Raw genomic sequence first — 23,878 nt, 5'->3', positions numbered from 1 at the left:
TGCAGAGCAGGCGCTTTATCAGTGGCGAGAGGGGTTGTGCTCCTGCCGTAGGGTGCGCCGTGCGCACCGACGAATGCCCGTCCGGCCGCTCGCGGTGCGCATGGCGCACCCTACGGTTCAGGCGGCGTCGCTGTCGCGGGTCGCGAGCGGTGCCGGCGCGGAGGCTTCGACCGAGGCAGTGGCGAGGTAACGCTCGAGGTTGGCTTTTTCCTCCGGGAAAAAGGCCAGGCCGAGTTTGGTGCGGCGCCAGAGGATGTCGTCCACCTGGGTCGCCCACTCCTCGCGGCGCAGGTAATCCACCTCGCGGGTGAACAGCTCGCGGCCGAGGTCGGTGCCGAGGTCGGTCACGCTGCGCGCATCGCCGAGCATCTTCCACACGCGCTCGCCGTAGGTCTGCGACCAGCGTTGCGCCAGGGCCGGGGAGACGCCGCTGATCTTGGCCTGCAGCTGCTTGGCCAGCGCTTGCGGGGTGCTCATGTTCTCGCCGCCGGGCAGCGTGGCACTGGCGGTCCAGCTTGGGCCCATGTTCGGGAAGTACGGCTTGAGCTGCGCCATCGCCGATTCGGCCAGCTTGCGGTAGGTGGTCAGCTTGCCGCCGAACACCGACAGCAGTGGCGCCTTGTGCGCCTCGGCAGCCAGCGACAGGGTGTAATCGCGGGTCACGGCGGACGGATTGTCCGACTCGTCGTCGCACAGCGGGCGCACGCCGGCGAAGGTGTGCAGCACGTCGGCCGGGGTCAGCTGCTTGCGGAAGTGCGCGTTGGCGACGCCGAGCACGTAGTCGATTTCCTCGTCGCTGATGCGCACCTTGGCCGGGTCGCCGGTGTATTCGCGGTCGGTGGTGCCGATCATCGTGTAGCGGCCCAGGTAGGGGATGGCGAAGACGATGCGGCGGTCCTCGTTCTGCATGATGAACGCCTGCTCGCCCTCGTAGAGCTTCGGCACGATCACGTGGCTGCCCTGGATCAAACGGATGCCGTAGGGCGAGCGCTGCTTGAGGTTCTCGCCGATGAACTTGGCGACCCACGGACCGGCGGCGTTGACCAGCGCGCGTGCGCGGATCGAGAAGCGGCTGCCGTCCTCGCGCTGCAGCTCGACGTCCCACAGACCGTTGCTGCGCTGGGCGCTCAGGCACTGCGTGCGGGTATGGATGTGCGCGCCGTTCTCGCGGGCGGCGATGGCGTTGAGCACCACCAGGCGCGCGTCGTCCACCCAGCAATCGGAGTATTCGAAACCGCGCTTGATTTCCGGCTTCAGCGCGCTGTCCGCATCGAAACGCAGGCCGCGCGAGGCCGGCAGTTTTTCCCGCTTGCCAAGGTTGTCATAGAGGAACAGGCCGGCGCGGATCATCCAGGCCGGACGCAAGTGCGGGCGGTGCGGCAGGACGAAGCGCATCGGCTTGACGATGTGCGGCGCCTTGGCCAGCAGCACTTCGCGCTCGGCCAGGGCTTCGCGCACCAGGCGGAATTCGTAATGTTCGAGGTAGCGCAGCCCTCCGTGGATCAGCTTGCTGCTGGCCGAGGAAGTGTGGCTGGCGAGGTCGTCGCGTTCGCACAGGAAGACCGAGAGCCCACGGCCGGAGGCGTCGGCGGCGATGCCGACCCCATTGATACCGCCGCCGATCACGGCAACGTCATAAACCTCGGCGAGCGGGCGGGTGGAGTCGGTCATGGTCATCTCCTCGAAAACGAACGCGTATATTCGAATACGAACATCGTAGCGAAAAAGAATTCCATCTCATAGGGATGAAATGTTCATTTCGTCGATAAAAGAAAATAATCGAATCGATACGAACTTTTGAGTTGTGATGGGTTTTCGTTTCGAGATACGCGGCGTGACGTAAGGTGGGTAGAGCGGCGCTCCGTTTTTGCGCCTGGCTCGAGGTTTATCCGCGCAACCCACCAGCGGTGTTCGGCGGCAGCGTGTCCGGTGGGTTACGGCGCGTGGCGGGCGGTGTCAGGCAGCGGCAGCGGTGGGCGCCTAACCCACCCTACGACGAGGTGAGCAGGGTCGCCCGGTGCTCAGGACCGTAGGGTGGGTAGAGCGGCGCTCCGTTTTTTCGCCTGGCTCGAGGTTTATCCGCGCAACCCACCAGCGGTGTTCGGCGGCAGCGTGTCCGGTGGGTTACGGCGCGTGGCGGGCGGTGTCAGGCAGCGGCAGCGGTGTGCGCCTGACCCACCCTACGACGAGGTGATCAGGGGCGCCCGGTCCTCAGGCGATTACTCGGCGATGACGACCTTGACCTTGTTCGCCGCCAGCAGTTGCGCGAACGGCTCTTCGGGGCGGGCTTCGGTGAACAGGCTGTCGATCTGTTCCAGCGAGCCGAGGCGGGTCATGGCGCTGCGGCCGAACTTGCTGGAGTCGGCGGCGAGGTAGACCTTGCGCGCGTTGTCGATGATCGCCTGGGAGACGCGCACTTCCTGGAAGTCGAAGTCGAGCAGGGTGCCGTCCTCGTCGATGCCGCTGATGCCGATCAGCGCGTAGTCGACCTTGAACTGTTTCATGAAGTCCGCGGTGGCCTGGCCGACCACGCCACCGTCGCTGCGCACGGTGCCGCCGGCGATGAGCACGTCGAAGTCGTCCTTGGCGCTGAGGATGTTCGCCACGTGCAGATTGTTGGTGATGATCTTCAGCCCGTGGTGATTGAGCAGGGCATGGGCGATGGCTTCGGTGGTGGTGCCGATGTTGATGAACAGCGACGCCTGGTCCGGCACGTGTGTGGCCATGGCTTCGGCGATGCGGCGTTTTTCGTCGCGCATCTGGCTGGCACGCATGCTGTAGGCGGTGTTCTCGACGCTGGAATCGTGCGCCGCGCCGCCGTGGTAGCGGCGCAGCAGGCCGACTTCGGCGAGCTGGTTGATGTCCCGGCGGATGGTCTGGGGGGTGACGGCGAAGTGTTGAGCCAGCTCCTCGATGCTGACGTAACCGCGCTCTCGTACCAATTCGAGAATGTTCTGCTGGCGGGGGGCCAAGCTCATTGCGACTTCCTTATTCTGGTGTGGCCCGAAGCATGCCGCAGTCCGCCGCGCGATTAAAGATTGTTCGAGGAAAACCGCCCTGGCGCCGATGGGAAGGCGCGCGCCACCGGTATGGACAGCAAATTCTCGACACCCATGAAAAAGCCCGGCGGGAAGGACTTCCGCGCCGGGCTTCTTCGTTGCGTTAGGCGATCATTCTTCGGCCCAGCCGCGGGTGCGATCCACGGCGCGCTTCCAGCCCTTGTAGAGGGCTTCGCGCTTGGCTTCGTCACAGGCCGGCTCGAACACGCGCTCGATGGTCGCCTTGCGCTTGAGCTCGTCCAGACCGCTCCAGAAACCGGTCGCCAGGCCGGCCAGGTAGGCGGCGCCGAGGGCGGTGGTTTCCTTCATTTCCGGGCGTTCCACCGGCGTGCCAAGCAGGTCGGCCTGGAACTGCATGAGGAAGTTGTTGGCCACCGCGCCGCCGTCCACGCGCAGCGAGCGCAGGCGTTCGCCGGCGTCCTGCTGCATCGCGTCGAGCACGTCGCGGGTCTGGTAGGCGATGGATTCCAGGGCCGCGCGGATCAGGTGGTCGACCTTCACGCCGCGGGTCAGGCCGAACAGCGCGCCACGTGCATACGGGTCCCAGTACGGCGCACCGAGACCGGTGAACGCCGGCACCAGGTAGACGCCGTTGCTGTCCTGCACCTTGGTGGCGAAGTACTCGGAGTCCAGCGAGTCGTTGATCACCTTCAGCTCGTCGCGCAGCCACTGCACGGTGGAGCCGCCGTTGAAGATCGCGCCTTCCAGCGCGTAGTTCACTTCGCCGCGCGGGCCGCAGGCGATGGTGGTGAGCAGGCCGTGCTGCGACTGCACGGCCTTCTCGCCGGTGTTCATCAGCAGGAAGCAGCCGGTGCCGTAGGTGTTCTTCGCCTGGCCCGGCTCGACGCACATCTGGCCGAATAGCGCCGCCTGCTGGTCGCCGGCGATCCCGGCGATGGGAATCCCGGTGCTCTGGCCGGAGCCCAGGTAGGCGTGGCCGTAGACCTCGGAGGACGAGCGCACCTCGGGGAGCATTTCGCGCGGGATGTCGAGGGCTTCGAGCATCACCGGGTCCCAGTCGCGCTTGTGGATGTCGAACAGCAGGGTGCGCGAGGCGTTGGTGTAGTCGGTGACGTGGGCCTTGCCCTGGGTCATCTTCCAGATCAGCCAGGAATCCACGGTGCCGAACAGCAGTTCGCCACGCCGTGCGCGCTCGCGGCTGCCTTCGACGTGGTCGAGGATCCACTTGATCTTGGTGCCGGAGAAATAGGGGTCGATCACCAGGCCGGTGGTCGTGCGAATGTGATCGAGCATGCCGTCGCGCTTGAGCTGGTCGCAGATCGAGGTGCTTTGGCGGCTCTGCCAGACGATGGCGTTGTAGATCGGCCGGCCGGTGAGCTTGTCCCAGACGATGGTGGTTTCGCGCTGGTTGGTGATGCCGATCGCGGCGACCTGTTCGTTGCTGATGCCGGCCTGGGCCAGGGCTTCGACGAACACGCCACTCTGCGTGGCCCAGATTTCCATCGGGTCATGCTCGACCCAGCTCGGCTGCGGATAGATCTGCGCGAACTCGCGCTGGGCAACGGTGATCACGTTGGCATTGCGGTCCAGCACGATGGCGCGCGAGCTGGTGGTGCCCTGGTCGAGGGCAACGATGTACTGCTTGTTCTGATCGCTCATGGCAAGTCTTCCTTAGCGGGCTTCGGATGCTCGGGCATCTTTCTGGTTGTTTTCGCCGGTTTCCCAGGTGGCATCCTCGGCTGTGTTGCAGGCTCCCGTACCTACGGGCAGGTGCTTGCAGATCAGCGCCTTGTAGGCGGCGGCGCCCAGGCAGGCGCCCAGTATCGGGGCGAAGATCGGGACCAGGAAGTAGGGGATGTCGCGGTTGCCGGTGAAGGCCACGGAGCCCCAGCCGGCGAAGTAGGTCATCAGCTTGGGTCCGAAATCGCGCGCGGGGTTCATCGCGAAGCCGGTCAGCGGGCCCATCGAGGCACCGATCACGGCAATCAGCAGGCCGATCAGCAGCGGCGCCAGCGGTCCACGGGGCAGGCCGTTGCCGTCATCGGTGAGCGCCATGATCATCGCCAGAAGGATCGCGGTGATCACCATCTCGACGAGGAATGCCTGGCCGACGGACAGCGAGGGGTGCGGGTAGGTGGAGAACACCGAGGCCAGCTGCAGACTGTCGACGCTGCCGCGAACCATGTTGTGCGCTTGTTCGAAATCGAAAAACAGGCTGCTGTACAGGCCGTAGACCAGCGCCGCGCCGCAGAACGCGCCGGCGACCTGGGCGACGATGTAGGCCGGCACCTTGTAGCGCTCGAAACCGCCAAACAGCCAGAGCGCGATCGTCACCGCCGGGCTCAGGTGCGCGCCGGAAACGCCCGCGGTGAGGTACACCGCCATGCTCACGCCGACCCCCCAGATGATGCTGATTTCCCACAGGCCAAGGCTCGCGCCGCCCAGTTTGAGCGCGGCTACGCAGCCGGTACCGAAGAAGATGAAGAGGGCGGTGCCGAGGAATTCGGCGATGCATTGACCCTTGAGGGTCGGAAGCGGAACGGTTGGAGTACTCATGCGAGGGAGCCTCTGACGATTGTTGTAGTTGTTTTCCGACCTCAAACCGGGTTCGGAGTTTTTCGTAAATGAAACTTAATTTTAAACCTTTGGTCTGTCAAAGCGAAGAAATCGAACACTCCATAATTGAATACGAACATTGACGCCGCAGGGTTGAACAAGTTTCACCCGGGGTTTCGGAGGCGGGCTCCAGGTCAGGAGTGAGGTGTTCGGGTCGGTTCGCGGGCGCCGTGAAGCGCCGGTGGGCCGCCGGAGTGCCGGCCACCGGATCGCCGGTCGCCGGTCGCCGGTCGCCGGATCGCCGGCCGCCGGATCGTCGATCCGACCACCGGTTGGGAAGGGATTCAATCGTGAGGCGCGTCGGCCTCGGGCAGGCGCGAGGTCGGCGCCTCGGTTTATTGCGGAGTCACTGGCGCTCGGCGATGGCCCGCTGGTTCGAGCTTGGGATGTCGCCGGGCTCCAGGGCCGTGCCGTTTTCCAGCGCTTCCAGCCATTGCGCCGTGCTCGCCACAGCGGCGAAGCTGCTGTGCATCACCACCGTCATCACCCGGTGAATCTCCTCGGCGCTGACGCTGCCGCAGGCGTTGCTGTAGGGCAGCGAGCCGCTGGCGTCATGCAGCAGCTCGACGTTCCAGCCCAGGTGGTGAGCTTCCAGCGTGGTCGCCAGGTCGCAGTTGTGGGTCATGTAGCCGATCACCGTCAGCGTGTCGATCTGCCGGTCGCGCAGCCAGGCGGCGAGGTCGGTGCCGGTCAGGGCGCTGGCCTGGTTCTTTTCCACGTGATGGTCGCGGGGGCGGCGGGCGATGTCCGGATGCAGCTCGGCCATCTCGCCGCCGCGGGCGAACAGCGGCGAGTCAGGCGCTTCGAGATGCTGGATCACCACCACGGGGATGCCGGTGGCCCGGGCGGCGTCCATGGCGCGGGCGATATTCGGCAGCGACAGCCCGACATCGGGGTATTCGATGCGCAGGTTGCCGGTAATGTATTCGTTCTGCACGTCGATGACGATCAGTGCGCGTTTCGGTGATGCGCTCATGCGGGGCACTCCTCTGTGTGTGAGGGCGCCAGTGTCGTCGGCGTGGAAGGCCTGTTGTGAGTGGCCCGGGCGACGACTTTCGATAGAATCGGGCCAAATTCCGCCCAGGGTTCCTGCATGCAGCCGCACCGCATCGTGGTGGTCGCGTTCGACCAGATCAGTCCGTTCCACCTGTCCGTTCCCTGCCTGGTGTTCGGTGAAACGCCTCCGGCGGACGGCTCCTACGAGCTGCTCGTCTGCGCCGCGGAAGGCGGCCGGTTGAGCACCACCGCCGGTTTCGACATCGCTGTCGCCCATGGCCTGGAGGCATTGGCTGAGGCGCGGACGATCATCGTGCCGAGCTGGCGCGACCCGGACGAGCGGCCGCCGCAGGCGCTGCTGGACGCGCTGATCGCCGCCCACCGGCGCGGCGCGCTGATCGTCGGTCTGTGCCTGGGCGCCTATGTGCTCGCCGCCGCCGGCCTGCTCGACGGGCGTCGCGCTACGACGCACTGGGGATGGGTCGAGGATTTCGCCGCGCGTTTCCCGGCGGTGAAGGTGGATGCCGAGAAGCTCTACCTGGAGGACGGCGATCTGCTGACCTCTGCCGGCACCGCCGCGGGGCTCGATTGCTGCCTGCACCTGCTGCGCAAGGACTGGGGCGCGGAGGTGGCCAACCGGGTGGCGCGGCGTCTGGTGGTGGCGCCGCATCGCCAGGGCGGCCAGGCGCAGTTCATCGAACAGCCGTTGCCAGCCACCTCGCGGGACAACCGCCTGGGCGGCCTGCTCGACGACGTGCGCACCTGCCTGCATCGGCCGCACACGCTGGACAGCCTCGCCGAGCAGGCCGCGATGAGCCGGCGCAGCTTCAGCCGGCATTTCCGCCAGCTCACCGGCAGCACCCTGGGCGACTGGCTGCTGGCCGAACGCCTGGCGCTCAGCCAGCGCCTGCTCGAAGGCACCGAACACTCCGTGGAGGCGATCGCCGGGCTGGCCGGCTTCGGCTCCGCGGTATCCCTGCGCCAGCAGTTCGGCCGCACGTTCGGCGTATCGCCCAGCGCCTACCTGCAGACCTTCCAGGGCCGCGGCTAGGCGGCTCAACCGACCGCGTGCGCGGCGCCGACTCCGCTGGTGGTCTGCCGGCGGCCTTCGAGACGGCGTTTCACCGCGTGGCGATTCATCTGCAGCTCGCCGCCGTTCTTGGCCGCGGCGCGCCCCCAGTCTTCCAGCAACTCCATGCAGGCGTGGTCGATGTACGGCAGGTGGCTCAAAGGGACGTGGAGGCGGGTGTCTGGCGCAATGCCTTCGAGCACCTTGGCCAGCTTCGGCACCTTGAGGAAGGTGGCGCTGCCGACCAGGCGCAGCTCGGCGTCGCGCTCGCCGTGGCGGATCAGGCTGATCTTCAGCCGCGAGCTGCGCCAGGCCTGCTTGGCCAGCGTCAGGCCGAAGCCGACCAGCACCCCGGTGAGCAGGTCGGTGAAGACGATGGTCAGCGCGGTGGCGAGGTAGATCAACACCGGCATGCGGCCGTAACGGCCGAGGCTGCGCACCGCCTTGAGGTCGACCAGCTTGAACCCGGTGTAGACCAGCGCTCCGGCCAGGCTGGCGATCGGGATGCTCTGCAACACGCCCGGCAGCAGCAGGACGAACGCCAGCAGCCAGGCGCCGTGCAGGATCGCCGAGCGGCGGCTGACGGCGCCGGCCTGCACATTGGCCGAGCTGCGCACGATCACGCCGGTCATCGGCAGCGCGCCGACGATGCCGCAGAGCAGGTTGCCGACGCCCTGCGCCGACAGCTCGCGGTCGAAGTCCGAGCGCGCGCCGTTGTGCATGCGGTCCACCGCGGCGGCCGAGAGCAGCGTCTCGGCGCTGGCGATGAAGGCCAGGGCGAGCGCGGCGACCAGCAGGGTCGGGTCGGCCAGTCGCATCAGGCTCGCGGGGGTGATCCAGTCGATCGCGTCGCCGAGGTTGGCCGGCACGTCGACGCGTTTCACCTCGAGCGCGAACCACAGGCTCACCGCCGTCATCAGCGCCACGCCGATCAGCGCGCCCGGCAGGAAACGCAGTGCCTGCGGGCGCAGCTTCTCCCAGCCGAACATCGCCGCCATGGTGCCGAGGCCGAGCAGCGCGGCGTCCAGGCCGAAGCCGCCGCCGAGCACCGGCAGGGCTTCGCCCAGCGCGCCGGGGAAGTCCGTGAGGTTGTCCAGGCCGGAGGCCTTGGGCGTCGCGTCGAGCATCACATGGACCTGCGACAGGACGATGAGGATGCCGATGCCGGCGAGCATCCCGTAGACCACCGCCGGCGCCGTGACGCGGAACCAGCAGCCCAGGCGCAGGCGCCCGGCGAGCAGCTGGATCGCCCCGGCGAGCACCAGCACCGGGCCGAGCGCGGCCAGGCCGTGGGTGCGGATCAGTTCGAAGACCAGTACGGCGAGACCGGCAGCGGGGCCGCTGACCTGCAACGGCGAACCGGCGAGGAAACCGACCACCAGGCCACCGATGATCCCGGTGATCAGGCCCTTGGCCGGCTCCATGCCGGAGGCGATGGCGATGCCCATGCACAGCGGCAAGGCGACGAGGAACACCACCACCGACGCCAGGGCGTCGCGGGGCAGGGAGGACTTGATTGAGTCGAGCATGCACTTTCTCCACATTCTTCGGAGTTCACCCGCGATCCGTTGTGCGTATGCCCTGCGCAGAGGGAAGTCGCCCAGGCAGCATGTCCGACGGGTACATGCGCTTGCCGGGCGGCTTCCGTCTTGCCGGACCTCGACTCGCGAGAGCGTGGGCGAATTCCTTGGCGCGAACGGATTCGGATACCGGTTTTCACGGGCATCGGCGGCAATCAGGGTGTGTGGGGACGTTTTGTGCGGCCAGTCGTTACGGCTGCTGGCGTTGGGGTTTCGGCGCCCCGCCGGGGCGGGACGCCGAAAGGAGAGTGCCCGTCAGGACGGGCGATATCGCGGTTTGGGCGTGGCCATCGGCAGCGGATGGTCGGCATCGATCGGCAGGTAGGCGCCCTGTTCGGCGTCGTACGCGCGGATCGCGCTGGTCTCGATGTCGTAGACCCAGCCATGGATGAACAACTGGCCGCTGGCCAGGCGCGAGGCGACGGAAGGGTGGGTGCCCAGGTGCTGCAACTGGGCGACCACGTTTTCCTCGGTGAGCACGCCGAGGGAATCCTGGCCGGCGCAATGCGGGCAGTTGTCCTCGACCACCGTCTTCGCCACTTCGGCGTGGCGCAGCCAGGCCTTTACGGTGGGCATCTTTTCCAGCGATTGCGGGTTGAGCACCGCCTTCATCGCGCCGCAGTCCGAATGCCCGCAGATGATGATGTGCTTCACCCCCAGCGCCAGCACCGCGTACTCGATGGCGGTGGAGACGCCGCCGTTCATCTGCCCGTACGGCGGCACCACGTTGCCGACGTTGCGGGTGACGAAGAGGTCGCCGGGCGAGCTCTGGGTGATCAGCTCGGGAACGATGCGCGAGTCGGCGCAGGTGATGAACATGGCGCGCGGCTGCTGGGCGCCGGCGAGCTTCTTGAACAGCGCTTCCTGTTCGGGGAACACCTCGTTTCGGAAACGCAGGAAGCCATCGACGATGTGCTTGAGCGATTCATCCGCGGTTTCCTGCGGCATCGCAGCCAGGGCTTCTGGGGTGGGGCGGTTACCGGGCATAGGGACCTCGTTAACGTTCTATCGGCCGGGCGGCTGGCACATCTGCAGACGCTCGGCGGTGGTTGGGGTTCCGTAGCAGTCGGACTGCGCGAAAGACGAAAGCGACTCTAAGCGACCAAACTTAAATGAACCTTAAAAGCCGCCTGGCGAAGCGCCAGCACGCGTGCGCGCAGCCCTGACCCGAAGCGTAGACGTCGGCAGGCCGCCGGCGAATCACGTGTCATTTCCAGATCGCGCCGTGCAGCGCTTCTGTAAGGGGCGCGCGCGCCGAACGGGCGCATGACGGCTCACTCGCCTTCGGCGAAGCTGCGCAGGGTGTCGCCTTCCATGCGGTAGCGAATCCACTCGCCCTGCGCGCTGGCGCCGATGGATTCGTAGAAGCGGATGGCCGGCTCGTTCCAGTCCAGCACGCTCCACTCCAGGCGCCCGCAGTCGTGGGCACAGGCCTCGCGGGCCAGGTGACGCAGCAACTGCTTGCCGGCGCCGCTGCCGCGTTGCTGCGGGGTGACGTAGAGGTCTTCGAGGTAGATGCCGTTGCGCCCGAGCCAGGTCGAATAGCTGAAGAAGTACACCGCGTAACCGATCGGCTCGCCGTCGCGCAGGCAGATCAGCGCGCGCGCCGGCGCGCCGTCGGCGAACAGGCTGCGCTGGATATCTTCCAGGCTCGCCACCACTTCGTGACGGGCGCGCTCGTACTCGGCCAGTTCGACGATGAAGGCAAGGATCTGCGCGGCATCGGCGGGCTGCGCGGGGCGGATTTCCAGGGTCATGGCGGTCTCGATGAATTGAGGGGCGCCCATGCTAGCGGCTGGGAGGAAGGCCCGGAAGCCTCGGGCACGCCCTGTTCAGCGCCAGTGTGAATGTCCAGTCGTAGGGTGGGCTTCAGCCCACGCGATGCGCTGATGCGTGGGTTGCCCGAGGCCCACCCTACGAAGCCGGGGGCGCGGTGGGGCGTTCAGCCGCGGTGGGGGATGTCCAGGCCGCGGATCACCGCCGGGCGTTCTACGAAGGTTTGCAGCACGCGGGCGACGTTGGCGAAGTTTTCGAACTCCACCAACTCGCCGGCGCCGTAGAAGCCGATCAGGTTGCGTATCCAGGGGAAGGTGGCGATGTCGGCGATGCCGTACGCCTCGCCCATGATCCACTGGCGACCTTCCAGGTGCTTGTCGAGAACGCCGAGCAGGCGCCGGGATTCGGCGACGTAGCGGTCGCGCGGGCGCTTGTCCTCGATGTCCTTGCCGGCGAACTTGGTGAAGAAGCCGAGCTGGCCGAACATCGGGCCGATGCCGCCCATCTGGAACATCAGCCATTGGATCGCCTGGTAGCGTTCGGCCGGGTCGGCGGGCAGCAGCTGGCCGGTCTTCTCGGCCAGGTAGATGAGGATGGCGCCGGATTCGAACAGCGTCAGCGGCTTGCCGCCGGGGCCGTCGGGATCGAGCATCGCCGGGATCTTGTTGTTCGGGCTGAGGGAGAGGAACTCCGGCGTCATCTGGTCGTTCTTCTCGAAGTTGACCAGGTGTACCTCGTAGGGCAGGCCGATCTCTTCGAGCATGATCGACACCTTGACCCCGTTGGGCGTGGGTAGCGAGTAAAGCTGCAGGCAGTCCGGCCGGGTCGCCGGCCATTTGCGGGTGATCGGGAACGCGGAAAGATCGGGCATGGGAGCCTCCATGGGCGGGGTGTGCGTTCTACCTTAGCAAGGCCCGGCCACCGCGCGCACCGCCCTGCGGTTTGCCGGCGGCCGAGGCGGGCGGTAGCCTCTGCGGATTCCATCCTGCCAGGAGCAGCACATGAGCCTGTACGGCGACTACGATCCGCAGAACATCTTCGCCAGGATCATTCGGGGCGAGGCGCCCTGCCACAAGGTTTACGAGGACTACGACGTGCTGGCCTTCCTCGACGCCTTCCCGCAGTCGCGCGGGCATACGCTGGTGATTCCCAAACGGGCGACGGCGCGCAACCTGCTGGAAATCGACGCGGACACCTTGAGCAAGCTGATCCTGGTCGCCCAGCGCCTCACCGGCGTGCTGATCGACGAATTGCAGGCCGAGGGCGTGCAGGTCGCCCAGTTCAACGGCGCGCCCGCCGGGCAGACCGTCTACCACCTGCACTTCCACCTGATTCCGCGCTGGTCCGCCAGCAGCCTGGGCGCGCATGCCCAGAACAAGGCCGAGCCGGCGGAACTTGCCGCACTCGCCGCGCGGCTGGTCGAGCGCCTGCAGGGCTGAACGCGGGCGGCTAATCCGAGCCGATGCGCACCGTGCGGGTCAGCTCCTCGAACAGCGTCTGCACCGAGCGCAAGGCACGGCAATCCGGGCGGGTGAGCAGCCAGAGTTCGCAGTCGCATCCGCCCAGCGGCTCGCTCAGGCGTACCAGGCCGTCGAAATCCCCGGCGAGAAAATCCGACAGCGCCGCCACGCCCAGTCCTGCCTGGGTGAGTTGCGCCACCGAGAGCATGCTGCTGCAACGGTAGGCGGGCACTACGCCGGGATAGCGCTGGCGACGCCAGACCACGGTGGCGTGGTCCGGCATCGAATCGTCCGGGGCGATCCAGGGCAACCGCGCCGGGTCGCGTGAGGCCGGCTGGCGATACTCCTCGCGGCCGTAGACCGCATAGGACACGGTGCCCAGGCAGCGCCCGACCAAGTGCTCCGGCGGCGAATTGGTCAGGCGCAGGGCGATGTCGGCGTCGCGCCGGCTGAGGTTGGCGAATTCGTTGGAGGTCGCCAGCTCCAGCGTCAGCGCCGGATAGCTCGGCATGAAGCGCGCCAGCGCCGGCAGCAGCAGGCTGTGCAGCACGGCGTCGGTGCAGGTCAGGCGCACCGTCCCGCTGACCACCTGTTCACCCTGTTCCAGCGCCACCCGCGCGGCGTCCAGCGCCTGCTCGGCACGCTCGGCCTGTTCCGCCAGCGCCTGCGCGGCGCCGGTCGGCAGGTAGCCGCGGCGGCTCTTCTCGAACAGCGCGATGCCCAGGGCCGCCTCCAGACGCCGCACCGAGCGGAACACCGTGGAGACGTCGACCTGGAGCATCTCCGAGGCCCGCGCCAGGGAGCGTCCACGGACCAGCGCGAGGACCAGGGAGAGGTCGGAATGATCGAGTCGATATTGCATCGGTGCACACTTCGATTGTCTGGATGCCAATACTTGTTGCGTCAGTGCCATCTTATAGTGGCCCTCGGACGGCACGCCAGAGGACCTGGCCCAGACGAGGAGGCATGCGCATGTACAGCACCAACCACGTGAAGATCGCCCTGATCGGCGAGCGTAGCGACACCATCACCGCGCATCGTGCGATCCCGCTGGCGCTGCAACTGGCCGCCGACGCGCTGCGCATTCGCGTCGATCACGACTGGCTGTCCACCGACGGTATCGACGACGGTCAGCGCCTCGGCGATTACGACGGCATCTGGTGCGTGCCCGGCAGCCCCTACGCGGATACCGAAGGCGCACTGCGCGCGATCCGCTTCGCCCGCGAGAACAACGTGCCCTTCCTCGGAACCTGCGGCGGCTTCCAGCATGCGCTGCTCGAATATGCGCGCCATTCGCTGGGCTGGAACGCCGAGCACGCCGAGCTTTCGCCGCAGGCCGAGCAGCCGCTGATCGCGCCGCTCAGCTGCGCGCTGCAGGACGCCTCGCGCCGGGTGCGGCTGGTGTCCGGCACGCAGATCGCCGAGCTTTACGGCGTGCTGGAAATCACCGAGGAATACCTCTGCCGCTACGGCCTCGACGCCGCCTTCCGCGAGCCGCTGCTGGCGCACAGCCTGCGCGCGTCAGGGCATGACGAAGGCGGCGAAGTGCGCGCCATCGAGCTGCAGGATCATCCGTTCTTCCTCGCCACCCTGTTCCAGCCCGAGCGCGCGGCGCTGGCCGGGCGCCTGCCGCCGGTGGTCGCCGGCCTGGTTGGCGCCTGCGCGGTGCAGGCCGCCCACGAGGCGAAGCTGGCCTCGTGATCGCCGCGACGCCCACGCCGCCGTACTACGCGGTGATCTTCACCTCGCAACGCCGCGACGGCGACCAGGGCTACGCCGAAACGGCCGCGCGGATGCTCGAACGGGCGCAACGCCAGCCGGGTTTTCTCGGCGTCGAGTCGGCCCGCGAGGATGGCCTGGGGATCACCGTGTCCTATTGGCAAAGCGAGGCGGCGATTCGCGCCTGGCGCGAAGATCTGCAGCACAGCGCCGCCCGCGAGCGGGGCCGGGCCGACTGGTACAGCGCCTTCACCGCGCGCATCGCCAGGGTCGAGCGCGACTACGGTTTCACGCAGGCGGAAACATCCGGATCGGCAAATCCGCTGCGCTGATGGCACCGTCGATCGCAAAATGCTGTCATAACGTCCGTCAGCACTTCGCCCATGCCCGTGGAGGGAACCCATGCGATTGATCTACGCAGCACTGCCCCTGTTGTTTCTCGCCGGTTGTTCGTCCGTTCCCGCTGAAAACCCAACCGAAATCCCCAGCGACCGCGTGATGGCATTCCAAGAGCCGGTGCAGGGCGGCGGCACGCTCTACGTACACCGCGACTTCGGCAAGATCGGTGGCGGCTGCCACGTCGCGCTGTCGGTGGACCGCAAGCCCGCCGCGCGCATCCGCGTCGGCGAAATGGTCAGCTTCCAGCTGCGCCCGGGCCAGCACGTAGTCGGCATCGGCATCGACGAGCAGGACGGCGGCCTGTGCAGCATGGGTCGCCTGCTGCGCGAGGAGCTGGCCACCGTGAAGGCCGGCGAAACCGTCCGCTACCGCATCGTCAGCGAAGCCTCCAGCGGCTTCGATATCAAACCCGACGACGACCGCTGAACCTTTTCGCCGGACAAGAAAAAGGCCGCTCGTGAGCGGCCTTTTTCGTCATTCGGATTTTTACTTGGCGATGGCCAGGTCGGATTCCTTCACCCCGGCCTTGCCCTGTTCCGCGTCCACCAGATTCAGTTTGCTGCGGGAGGAGAGCACGCCCATCTTCACTTCCTGCCAGACGAAGGTCGGTTTGCCAGCCAGCGTATTCACTTCCAGCGTGGCGGTGTTTTCCGCTTCAGAGGTGATGGTGTGCTTGCCCGGCGTCACTTCCTTGAACAGGTAGGTCTTGGCGGCGGTCTGGCCGATGGCCTGGCCGTCGATGGCGACATCCATCTTCACCGCGGCGCCCATGCTTTCGTTGCGATAGACGTAGATGGCGGCCTTGTCCGGCGCGACCTGGAAGGTCTTCAACGCGGCATCCTGGGCCGGATCGCCTTTCGGCACCGAGGCGCAGCCGCCGAGGGTCAGGAGGGCGGTGGCAACAACGATCAGCTTGTACATGCGAATTCCTTGATTCGGATCGATAACGGTCAGGCTTGCGATTGCAGAGCCTGGGCTTCCTGCAGCAAAGGCGTGGGGCGGGGAGAGATTCGGAAGGCTTCCTGCCTGCGGGCGCGTCACTGCCGGCGGCGACGTTAATCCAGGCCACAGGGCATTTACAAGTGCTGGCGAGCAGGCATGAAAAAGCCGGCCGCGAGAGGCTCGGGCCGGCTTTTTCAGGTTTCGCGCTCAGCTCTGTTCGCTGGTTTTGCCACCCCATTCGAGGAAGCGGATCTTGTGCACTTCGCCCTTGCTGTCCTGGTAGACCATGATCGTCGGGACCACGCCGGTCTTGCCGGTGTTGTCGGTGCGATGCAGGACCTGTTTGACGTCCAGTTGCATGCCGTACTGGTAGTCCACCGGCGGAATGTCGGAGCCGGGCTGCGCGTCGGTGGCGAAGGCGAAGGGGGCGAAGCTGGAGATTACGGTGGAGATGACGCTGGCGATTTTCATGGTTCGATCCTCGAATTAGCTCGACAGTAGTGGGCGGGAGCACTGGCAGCGTGGGGGTCGTCAGGTTTCACGACGGGTCGCTGCGGCAGGCGTCCTGTACTGCTCACGGTTGAATAAAAACATTCGGCCCGGAGATTGAGAAATCGATGGTCCTGCTATTGGTCATCAGCGCGATCGATGGATGCGTACTGACCTGCATCAAGGGTTCGGCAATCAGCGACCGGCTGATGGACGAGTGGGTTCAGGCCTGCCTGGATCGCGCGGCCTGCAAGGCGCGGCGTCAGCGATAGCGCGCGAGGATGGCCTCGAACTCGCCGTCCACGCTCATCCGCACCAGTGCCCGCAGCAGCGTGTGGGCCGGCACGTCCGGCTCGTCGCGGACGATGCAGGCGACGATGTCCGAGGCCACCAAGCCCAGCTTGTGCAGCGTCTGGCCGTCGGTGCGCTGGCGGTTGTACCAGTCGAGGGTCAGCTCATTGCTGACGGCGTAGCGGTCGCGCGCGGCGGTGAGTTTCGCCAGCACCAGCTCCTGGGTACGCGCGTCGTCGCGGCGCAGCGCACCGCTGGCGAACGCCGGTTCCAGCGTGGGATAGACGAAACCGAGCACGGTGCCGATGGCTTCGCCCGGTGGCGGCTGGCGAGGCAGGTTCGCCCCGGTGCCCACCAGCACGTCGCGGTGGACCATGAAGGGCACGCTCCAGATGTACTGGTGCGTGGATTCCTTCAACCACGCCGGATTGACGTCGCAGCGCACGTCGATTTCGCCGCGCACCAGCATCTGCTGCACGCGCAGCCGGGGCAGCACCATGAGCTGCGCGCGGCGCCCGACCTTCTCGGCGAGGCGCGTCTGCAGGTCGTAGAGAATGCCTCCGGTGGCCTGTCCGTCCTCGATGCGAACCATGGGCATCGTCGAGCTTTCGCTGATCGAAAAGCGCAGCGGGCGCTCCTCGGCGGCGAGCGGGTTGCAGATGACCAGCAGGGCGAGAGCGATTCGGCGCATGGTTCCGTCTGGGCCTGGCATCGGAGGGCGCCCAGCTTAGCGAGAAAACGCGTTCGCAGTCTTGGTCGTCCGTGCAGCGGGCGCCGTCGTGGTGGCGCGCGGGAGGCCGCCGCCGTCGGCCTCCGGGTTGCCGGGCAGGCCGGTTTTTCTGCACGGCGAGCGGCTCGGCGAGGAACCGCGCGAATGCGGCGGTTGCCTATAGCTCGACTCCAGCCCCAGGAAGAGACCATGAAGGACGACGACGATACCCCGCCGCGCGACGGGACCAGGACGCGCCGTGACAAATCCGGCGATGTCATCGAGGAACGGGGCGAGACGGGCAACGACCTTTCCGCCGAGGAGGAGCGCGAGGTCGAGAAGAACCAGTTGCCGCGCGCGCAGGTGCTGCACGAGGTGATTCGCACGCAGGGCGATCACGAACTTGGCCGCAGCCTGGCGGCGCTCTGGTGGTCGGCGCTGGCGGCGGGCCTGACCATAGGCCTGTCGCTGATGGTGATGGGCCTGCTGCGGGCCAACGTCGGCGAGCATCCGCTGGCGACGCTGATCACCAGCCTCGGCTACCCGGTGGGCTTCCTCGCGGTGATCTTAGCGCGCCAGCAGCTGTTCACCGAGAACACCCTGACCGCCGTGCTGCCGGTCATGAGTGACCCGACCCGCACGCATTTCATGCAGTTGCTGCGGCTGTGGTCGGTGGTGCTCTTCGGCAACCTCTGCGGCACTCTGCTGTTCGCCTTCTCGATCCTCCACCTGCCGATCTTCAACGAGGCGGCGGACAAGGCGTTTCTCGAAATCGGCAGGGAGGTGATGGAAAACGACACCTACCCGATGTTCGCCAAGGCCATCGTCTCCGGCTGGATGATCGCCACCATGGTCTGGCTGATTCCGGCGGCGGAGGGGGCGAAGATCTGGGTCATCGGCATCGTCACCTATGCCATGGCGCTGGGCAGTTTCAGCCACATCGTGGTCGGCTCGGCGGAGGTCGGCTACCTGATGTTCAACGGCGAGATCGGTGGCTCCGAGTTCATCTTCCACTTCGCCCTGCCGACCCTGGCCGGCAACATCGTCGGCGGCAGCTTTATCTTCGCCCTGATCGCCCACGCGCAGATTCGCAGCGAGTGATGGCGCTGCGCCAACGCCTCAGGCGCGCGCGTCGAAGCTGTCGCTGCGCGCCATCGCCCACATGCGCTGGTAGAACTCGCTCTCGATCGGCCCGTCGAGCAACTCGCCGGGCTTGAGGAACACGTGCTGCTGCGAGAACAGCTTGATCTCGGTGGCGGACACACGCCGCACCAGGTGCCGGGCGTCCAGTTGCGCGGGGTGCTCAAGGCCGGCGGCGGCGAGCATTTCGGCGAGCGCGCGCAGCGTGTTGCGGTGGAAGTTGTAGACCCGCGTGGCCTTGTCCTCGACCACCAACGCGCGCTGGCGCAGCGGGTCCTGGGTGGCGACGCCGGTGGGGCATTTGTTGGTGTGGCAGCTCTGCGACTGGATGCAGCCGATGGCGAACATGAAGCCGCGCGCCGAGTTGGCCCAGTCCGCGCCGATGGCCAGCACGCTGGCGATGTCGAACGCGCTGACGATCTTGCCGCTGGCGCCGAGCCTGATCTTGTCGCGCAGGTTGATTCCGACCAGGGTGTTGTGCACGAACAGCAAACCCTCGCGCATCGGCACGCCGATATGGTCGGTGAACTCCAGCGGCGCGGCGCCGGTGCCGCCTTCCTTGCCGTCGACGACGATGAAGTCGGGCAGGATGCCGGTCTCCAGCATGGCCTTGGCGATGCCCATGAATTCCCACGGGTGGCCAAGGCAGAGCTTGAAGCCGACCGGTTTGCCGCCGGACAGCTCGCGCAGCCGGGCGACGAAGTGCAACAGGCCGGTCGGCGTGTCGAAGGCGCTGTGGCGCGACGGCGACACGCAGTCCTCGCCCATCGGTACGCCGCGGGTCTCGGAGATTTCAGGGGTCACCTTGTGCTTGGGCAGGATGCCGCCGTGCCCGGGCTTGGCGCCTTGCGACAGCTTGATTTCGATCATCCGCACCTGCGGACTGGCGGCCTGTTCGGCGAAGCGTTGCGGGTCGAAATGGCCGTCGCTGGTGCGGCAGCCGAAGTAGCCGCTGCCCAGCTCCCAGGTCAGGTCGCCGCCGTGTTCGCGGTGGTACGGGCTGATGCTGCCCTCGCCGGTGTCATGCGCGAAGTTGCCCAGCTTGGCGCCCTTGTTCAGCGCGCGGATGGCGTTGGCGCTGAGCGAGCCGAAGCTCATCGCGGAGATGTTGAACAGCGAGGCGGAGTAGGGCTGGCGGCACTGCGGGCCACCGATCAGCACGCGGAAATCGTCCGGGTTGCCCAGCGGCGCCGGGCGCATCGAGTGGCCGATGAATTCGAAGCCGTCCTGGTAGACGTCGAGCAGCGTACCGAACGGCTTGTCGCCGGCCTCGTTCTTCGCCCGCGCATAGACCAGCGAACGCTGGGCCCGGGAGAACGGCAACTGCTCGCCGTCGCCTTCGAGCAGGTATTGGCGGATTTCCGGCCGAATCGCCTCGAACAGGTAGCGGATGTTGCCGATAACCGGATAGTTGCGGCGCACCGCGCGGTGCGGCTGTGCCAGGTCGAGGAGGCCGACCAGGGCGAGCGCGGCGCTGACCAGGGTGAATGGCCAGAGCCACTCGTGGCCCAGGAAGAAGGCGCTGATGACGGTGAACAGCACACAGAAGGCGAACACGGCGTAACGGCTGAGCAGCGACAGGGTCATGCGGGCTCCGGAAATCACGGGGGCCGGGCGGCGAGCGGCCGGCACGTTTCGTTGGGAAGCGCAACGCGCAGGGTCGGGTGGTCCCGATTCTGCAGATGCAGACTACGTGGCTGGCGCCGGGATGGCACCCCGGCCTTTAACACAAGGGCCTGGTCCTATCGGATATAGTGGCGGCAGTCCTTTCGCAAGACCTCGACGTGCACGATCCCATCACCTCCGATAAAGCCGGCCTTTCCTTCGTCCGTCGCGCGTTTCTGCCGCGCGCCATCGGGCTGGGCACGGGTTTCCTGTGCGTGGCGGTGGTGCTTTGGGAACGCCAGTCGCCGATCTGGCTGTGGGCGCTGCTGGTGGTGTTTTCCTACGGCTGGCCGCTACTGGCCTACTGGATGGCGTTGCGCTCGCGCTCGCCCTACGTGATCGAGCGGCGCCAGGTGCTGTTCGACTCGCTGATGGGCGGCTTCTGGATCGCCAGCATCGGCTTCAACGTGCTGCCGACGGTGATGATGCTGTCGATGCTGGCGATGAACAACACCGCCGCAGGCGGCGTGCGCTTCGTGCTGCGGGGCATGGCGATGCAGGCGCTGGGGATGGTCGTCTCGGTGCTGCTGCTGGGTTTCAGCTTCACCCCGCAGATCAGCCAGCAGATTCTCTACGCCTGCCTGCCGATGCTGGTCATTCATCCGCTGACCATCGGCCTGGTGCTCTATCGGCTGGCGATCCAGCTCGGCCAGCACAAGCGCACACTGCGCGAACTGAGCCGCACCGACAGCCTTACCGGGCTGTTCAATCGACGTTACTGGAGCGAGCAGGCGAGCCTGGTGTTCGACGACTGCCGCGCGCGCGGTCAGGCCGCCAGCCTGGCGCTGATCGATGTCGATCACTTCAAGTCGAGCAACGACCGCTATGGCCATATCGCTGGCGACGAGGTGCTGCGCGAGGTCGGCCGCTGCATCCAGCGCAACCTCAGGCTGACGGATATCGCCGGGCGCTACGGCGGCGACGAATTCTGCGTGCTGCTGCCGGATACCGAATCGGGCGAGGCCCTCGCGGTGCTCGAACGCCTGCGCGAAGAAATCACCAGCCTGGCGTTCAGCCAGGCGGACGGGCTGAGCGTCAGCCTGAGCATCGGCATCGCCGGTTTCCATACCGGGCTGGAGGATGCCCAGGCCTGGCTGAAGAGGGCGGACGAGGCGCTCTACCGCGCCAAGGAGCTTGGACGCAATCGCGTGGTGGCCGCGGCGGGCTAGTCGGCCGAACGGTCTCGCCCGAGCAGGGCGCGCTCGAGCAGCGCTGGCGTATCCTGCGCGCCCATCGCCTGCGCCGCGGCCATCGCGGTAACGCCATTGGCGTCGCGCGCCGCCGGGTCGGCTCCCTGGCTCAGCAGCAACCTGACGATATCGGTGCGGTTGAACATCGCCGCCATCATCAGCGCGGTCTTGCCGTCCGGCGAGGCGCCTTCCACATCGGCGCCGTGCTCCAGCAGCAGCGTCGCCATCGCCAGGTCGCCCTTGAAACCGGTGCCGGCCAGCGGCGTCTGCCCACGGTCGTTGGCGAGATTGGCGTCGGCGCCGTGTTGCAGCAGCACGCGCGCAGCGTCCTGGTGGCCGTGGTAGCTGGCGAGCATCAGCAAGCTATCGCCTTTGTGATTGCGCAGGTTGGCCGGCAGTCCGCTGTCCAGCAGCCGGGCGAGCATCGCGGCATCGCCGTTGCGGGCGACATCGAAGACCTGGTTGGCGAATTCCTGTTCTTCCTCGGGTGTCATCGGTGCGGCGGCAGGGCGCGCGTTCGGGTTCGACATGCGGGTCTCCGTTGTTGGTATCGGTGGGGCGGCGTGATCGGCGCCCACTGTTATCGACAGCGCGCGCGTGCGCTGGTGCTGTGTCGCACAGCCTGACATCGGCGCCGCCAGGGCGCTCATTGCAAAAGGCTATGGTTCCGGTAGAGGCGTCGGGTCATCGTCAAAACCGCGCCTGCCGCGCCCGAGAGGGAATTTTCGCGGTTTTCGGGCACAATGGCGGCTAGTCTAAAGCCAGGGTCCGTTGCCGTTTCATGCCGAACCGCGTGGCTGCGATGAAACGGCAACAGCCCTTTGGAACACCCCAGAATTAAAAGAGGAACGACCGTGCATAACGTCGTGATCAGCGGTACCGGCCTGTATACCCCTGCCCAGAGCATTTCCAACGAAGAGCTGGTGGCGTCCTTCAATGCCTACGTGGCGCAGTTCAACGCCGACAACGCCGACGCCATCGCGCGTGGCGAGGTCGAGGCGCTCGGCGAATCCAGCGTCGCCTTCATCGAGAAAGCCTCGGGGATCAAGAGCCGCTTCGTCATCGACAAGGCCGGCATCCTCGACCCGCAGCGCATGGTGCCGAGCATTCCCGAGCGCTCCAACGAGGAGTGGGGCATCCTCTGCGAGATGTCCGTGGCCGCCGCGAAGGAAGCCCTGCAGCGCGCCGGCAAGACCGCCGCCGACATCGACGGGGTGATCGTCGCCTGTTCCAACCTGCAACGTGCCTACCCGGCGGTGGCCATCGAGGTGCAGGCCGCGCTGGGCATCCAGGGCTGGGGCTACGACATGAACGTCGCCTGTTCCTCGGCGACCTTCGGCATCCAGGCCGCGTGCAACGCCATCCAGGTCGGCCAGGCCAAGGCGATCCTGCTGGTCGATCCGGAAATCTGCACCGGCCACCTCAACTTCCGCGACCGCGACAGCCACTTCATCTTCGGCGATGCCGCCACCGCGGTGATTCTCGAGCGCGCCGACCTGGCGACCTCGGAGCACCAGTGGGACGTGATCAGCAGCAAGCTGCTGACCCACTTCTCCAACAACATCCGCAACAACTTCGGCTTCCTCAACCGCGCCGCTGAAGAAGAGGCGGCGAGCAACCCGGACAAGCTGTTCGTCCAGGAAGGCCGCAAGGTGTTCAAGGAAGTCTGCCCGATGGTGGCCGAGCTGATCGGCGAGCACCTGGCCGAGAACGACCTGCCGGTCGGCGACGTGCAGCGCTACTGGCTGCACCAGGCGAACCTGAACATGAATCTGCTGATCATCCGCCGCCTGCTCGGCCGCGATGCGGAACCGCACGAGGCGCCGGTGATCCTCGACACCTACGCCAATACCAGCTCGGCCGGTTCGGTGATCGCCTTCCACAAGTACCAGGACGACATGCCCAAGGGCAGCCTCGGCGTGCTCAGCTCGTTCGGCGCCGGCTACTCGATCGGTAGCGTGATCCTGCGCCGTCGCTAAGCTTTTCACAGGCACAAAAAAGCGGGGAATGCCGGTGTTCGGCATTCCCCGCTTTGCATTGCGTGTCGCGGTCAGAACTTGGCTTCGAGGTCGAGTTGCATGGTGTCGACATCGCCCTCGCCAGCTGCTGCACCCAGCCAGGCGTCCTTGGCTTTCAGGTAGCTGGCCGCCACGGCGAAGTTCTTGTCGATGTCGTAGCTGACCTTGACCTTGTGGCCCTTGCCGCCGGTGTTGCCGTTGCCGAAGTCGGAATCGGTGAAGGCGCCGACCACCGAGTTGCGTTCCACGTCGCGGTAGTTGTAGTCCAGGCCGAAGGCGAAGATCTTGGTCTTCACGCCGAACAGGTAAGCGGTGTCTTCCTTACCCACGGTGGCGGTGGTCTTGGCGTCGGCGTTCTTGACGTACTGGCCGTAGAACGACAGCGGCAGCGCCAGGCCGGTCAGGTCGACCTGGCCGAACCCTTCGTAAAGCTGGAACTCGTTGCTGCCGGCGGCGTTGCCGTTGATCGCCAGGGTGTTGGTGTCGTCGTCGTTGTCGAAGGCGTAGAGGCTGCCGCCCAGGGTCACTTTCAGGCTGTCCGCCGGCGCGAAGCGGATGCCGGCCTGGCCGGTGTACATGCGCAGGTCGTGCTCGAACTGATAGCCCTCGCCGTCGACGTTGTCCTGCAGGATGTAGTAACCGGTGCTGCCGAACAGCTCGGTCTTGCCGGCCAGCGGCATCTTGTAGGTGACGGCCAGGCCTTCCGGGTTGAGGTCGCCGTCCCAGATCACGTCGCCCATGCTGACCCACTGTTGCGGCATCTTGCCGCCGACCAGGTGCAGGTCCTTGATGTCGGTGG

Annotated in this window: 25 protein-coding genes; 9 read left to right on the top strand and 16 right to left on the bottom strand. The window is 66.5% G+C overall.

The genetic code is table 11. From position 1 onward, the window contains the following. Positions 1-117: 117 nt before the first annotated feature. The 5 genes from glpD to B3E91_RS15070 all read right to left on the bottom strand — a co-directional run bounded on the left by glpD (position 118) and on the right by B3E91_RS15070 (position 6,612). On the bottom strand, positions 118-1,671 hold the full coding sequence (gene glpD / locus B3E91_RS15090; RefSeq protein ID WP_287030212.1) for a glycerol-3-phosphate dehydrogenase: 1,554 nt from the start codon (positions 1,669-1,671) through the stop codon (positions 118-120). A 548-nt stretch (positions 1,672-2,219) separates the two neighbouring features. Further along, complete coding sequence (locus B3E91_RS15085) at positions 2,220-2,978, bottom strand: DeoR/GlpR family DNA-binding transcription regulator (RefSeq protein WP_090228408.1); 759 nt, start codon at positions 2,976-2,978, stop codon at positions 2,220-2,222. 192 nt (positions 2,979-3,170) lie between these two features. Beyond that, positions 3,171-4,679 carry a glycerol kinase GlpK gene (gene glpK, locus B3E91_RS15080; RefSeq protein WP_287030209.1) on the bottom strand — a complete coding sequence of 503 codons (1,509 nt, stop codon included), beginning with the start codon at positions 4,677-4,679 and terminating at the stop codon, positions 3,171-3,173. Between the two features lie 12 nt (positions 4,680-4,691). After that, positions 4,692-5,576 (bottom strand): MIP/aquaporin family protein, encoded by an 885-nt coding sequence (locus tag B3E91_RS15075; protein ID WP_282341444.1) that lies wholly within the window; start codon positions 5,574-5,576, stop codon positions 4,692-4,694. Positions 5,577-5,982: 406 nt separating this feature from the next. Then, complete coding sequence (locus B3E91_RS15070) at positions 5,983-6,612, bottom strand: cysteine hydrolase family protein (protein ID WP_287030202.1); 630 nt, start codon at positions 6,610-6,612, stop codon at positions 5,983-5,985. 117 nt (positions 6,613-6,729) lie between these two features. Between B3E91_RS15070 and B3E91_RS15065 the strand changes: the two genes are divergently transcribed. After that, positions 6,730-7,683, top strand: coding sequence for a helix-turn-helix domain-containing protein (locus B3E91_RS15065; protein ID WP_287030200.1), 954 nt, complete (start codon positions 6,730-6,732; stop codon positions 7,681-7,683). 5 nt (positions 7,684-7,688) lie between these two features. On the opposite strand, the gene B3E91_RS15060 is transcribed toward B3E91_RS15065, so the two are convergent. The 4 genes from B3E91_RS15060 to B3E91_RS15045 form a co-directional block, all read right to left on the bottom strand. Next, entirely contained in the window at positions 7,689-9,230 is a 1,542-nt protein-coding gene (locus B3E91_RS15060; protein ID WP_287030197.1) for a SulP family inorganic anion transporter, read from the bottom strand. Between the two features lie 306 nt (positions 9,231-9,536). Continuing rightward, on the bottom strand, positions 9,537-10,268 hold the full coding sequence (locus tag B3E91_RS15055) for a carbonic anhydrase (protein ID WP_090228392.1): 732 nt from the start codon (positions 10,266-10,268) through the stop codon (positions 9,537-9,539). A 287-nt stretch (positions 10,269-10,555) separates the two neighbouring features. Then, complete coding sequence (locus tag B3E91_RS15050; RefSeq protein WP_287030213.1) at positions 10,556-11,038, bottom strand: GNAT family N-acetyltransferase; 483 nt, start codon at positions 11,036-11,038, stop codon at positions 10,556-10,558. Positions 11,039-11,223: 185 nt separating this feature from the next. Continuing rightward, positions 11,224-11,928, bottom strand: a complete 705-nt coding sequence (locus B3E91_RS15045) for a glutathione S-transferase N-terminal domain-containing protein (protein ID WP_287030196.1) — start codon at positions 11,926-11,928, stop codon at positions 11,224-11,226. A 130-nt stretch (positions 11,929-12,058) separates the two neighbouring features. On the opposite strand from B3E91_RS15045, the gene B3E91_RS15040 reads away from it, so the two are divergent. Then, positions 12,059-12,496, top strand: coding sequence for an HIT family protein (locus tag B3E91_RS15040; protein ID WP_287030195.1), 438 nt, complete (start codon positions 12,059-12,061; stop codon positions 12,494-12,496). A 10-nt stretch (positions 12,497-12,506) separates the two neighbouring features. Here the strand turns inward: B3E91_RS15040 and B3E91_RS15035 are convergent, their stop codons facing one another. Beyond that, complete coding sequence (locus B3E91_RS15035; RefSeq protein ID WP_282341458.1) at positions 12,507-13,379, bottom strand: LysR family transcriptional regulator; 873 nt, start codon at positions 13,377-13,379, stop codon at positions 12,507-12,509. Positions 13,380-13,489: 110 nt separating this feature from the next. Between B3E91_RS15035 and B3E91_RS15030 the strand changes: the two genes are divergently transcribed. From B3E91_RS15030 to B3E91_RS15020, 3 genes are all read left to right on the top strand, one after another. Then, a complete protein-coding gene (locus B3E91_RS15030; protein ID WP_287030194.1) occupies positions 13,490-14,218 on the top strand; it encodes a CTP synthase C-terminal region-related (seleno)protein in 729 nt (242 codons plus the stop codon). Beyond that, on the top strand, positions 14,215-14,568 hold the full coding sequence (locus B3E91_RS15025; protein ID WP_287030192.1) for an antibiotic biosynthesis monooxygenase family protein: 354 nt from the start codon (positions 14,215-14,217) through the stop codon (positions 14,566-14,568). Before B3E91_RS15030 ends, B3E91_RS15025 begins: the two co-directional genes overlap by 4 nt. 70 nt (positions 14,569-14,638) lie before the next feature. Beyond that, entirely contained in the window at positions 14,639-15,061 is a 423-nt protein-coding gene (locus tag B3E91_RS15020; RefSeq protein ID WP_090228373.1) for a 3-isopropylmalate dehydratase, read from the top strand. A gap of 60 nt (positions 15,062-15,121) precedes the next feature. Here B3E91_RS15020 and B3E91_RS15015 read toward each other — a convergent pair whose 3' ends face one another. Then, the gene (locus B3E91_RS15015; RefSeq protein WP_287030186.1) at positions 15,122-15,556 is read right to left on the bottom strand and encodes a DUF2846 domain-containing protein; all 435 of its coding nucleotides are present in this window, start codon (positions 15,554-15,556) and stop codon (positions 15,122-15,124) included. Positions 15,557-15,784: 228 nt separating this feature from the next. After that, a complete protein-coding gene (locus B3E91_RS15010; protein ID WP_090228368.1) occupies positions 15,785-16,048 on the bottom strand; it encodes a DUF2790 domain-containing protein in 264 nt (87 codons plus the stop codon). Positions 16,049-16,194: 146 nt separating this feature from the next. Between B3E91_RS15010 and B3E91_RS15005 the strand changes: the two genes are divergently transcribed. After that, entirely contained in the window at positions 16,195-16,338 is a 144-nt protein-coding gene (locus B3E91_RS15005; RefSeq protein ID WP_273232781.1) for a hypothetical protein, read from the top strand. Here the strand turns inward: B3E91_RS15005 and B3E91_RS15000 are convergent. After that, entirely contained in the window at positions 16,329-17,048 is a 720-nt protein-coding gene (locus tag B3E91_RS15000; protein ID WP_287030180.1) for an amino acid ABC transporter substrate-binding protein, read from the bottom strand. The two genes, B3E91_RS15005 and B3E91_RS15000, sit on opposite strands and share 10 nt — an antisense overlap. Before the next feature lie 228 nt (positions 17,049-17,276). On the opposite strand from B3E91_RS15000, the gene B3E91_RS14995 reads away from it, so the two are divergent. Further along, positions 17,277-18,167 (top strand): formate/nitrite transporter family protein, encoded by an 891-nt coding sequence (locus B3E91_RS14995; protein WP_287030178.1) that lies wholly within the window; start codon positions 17,277-17,279, stop codon positions 18,165-18,167. Positions 18,168-18,185: 18 nt separating this feature from the next. Here the strand turns inward: B3E91_RS14995 and B3E91_RS14990 are convergent, their stop codons facing one another. Then, positions 18,186-19,793 carry an FMN-binding glutamate synthase family protein gene (locus B3E91_RS14990; protein WP_286784905.1) on the bottom strand — a complete coding sequence of 536 codons (1,608 nt, stop codon included), beginning with the start codon at positions 19,791-19,793 and terminating at the stop codon, positions 18,186-18,188. Positions 19,794-19,990: 197 nt separating this feature from the next. On the opposite strand from B3E91_RS14990, the gene B3E91_RS14985 reads away from it, so the two are divergent. After that, the gene (locus B3E91_RS14985; protein ID WP_287030177.1) at positions 19,991-21,040 is read left to right on the top strand and encodes a diguanylate cyclase; all 1,050 of its coding nucleotides are present in this window, start codon (positions 19,991-19,993) and stop codon (positions 21,038-21,040) included. Here B3E91_RS14985 and B3E91_RS14980 read toward each other — a convergent pair. Beyond that, positions 21,037-21,591 carry an ankyrin repeat domain-containing protein gene (locus B3E91_RS14980; protein ID WP_287030176.1) on the bottom strand — a complete coding sequence of 185 codons (555 nt, stop codon included), beginning with the start codon at positions 21,589-21,591 and terminating at the stop codon, positions 21,037-21,039. The genes B3E91_RS14985 and B3E91_RS14980 overlap by 4 nt on opposite strands. Positions 21,592-21,915: 324 nt before the next feature. Here B3E91_RS14980 and B3E91_RS14975 point away from each other — a divergent pair, with 324 nt between their 5' ends. After that, on the top strand, positions 21,916-23,040 hold the full coding sequence (locus B3E91_RS14975) for a beta-ketoacyl-ACP synthase III (RefSeq protein ID WP_287030175.1): 1,125 nt from the start codon (positions 21,916-21,918) through the stop codon (positions 23,038-23,040). A gap of 71 nt (positions 23,041-23,111) precedes the next feature. On the opposite strand, the gene B3E91_RS14970 is transcribed toward B3E91_RS14975, so the two are convergent. Further along, positions 23,112-23,878 (bottom strand): putative porin (locus B3E91_RS14970; protein ID WP_287030174.1); only part of this gene is annotated, 767 nt, incomplete at its 5' end.

Source organism: Pseudomonas sp. UBA6310, from assembly GCF_002438225.1.
Taxonomy (GTDB): Bacteria; Pseudomonadota; Gammaproteobacteria; order Pseudomonadales; family Pseudomonadaceae; genus Pseudomonas_O; species Pseudomonas_O kuykendallii.
Note: the sequence above shows the minus strand (reverse complement) of the source record. Positions and strands in the feature narration are given on the sequence as shown.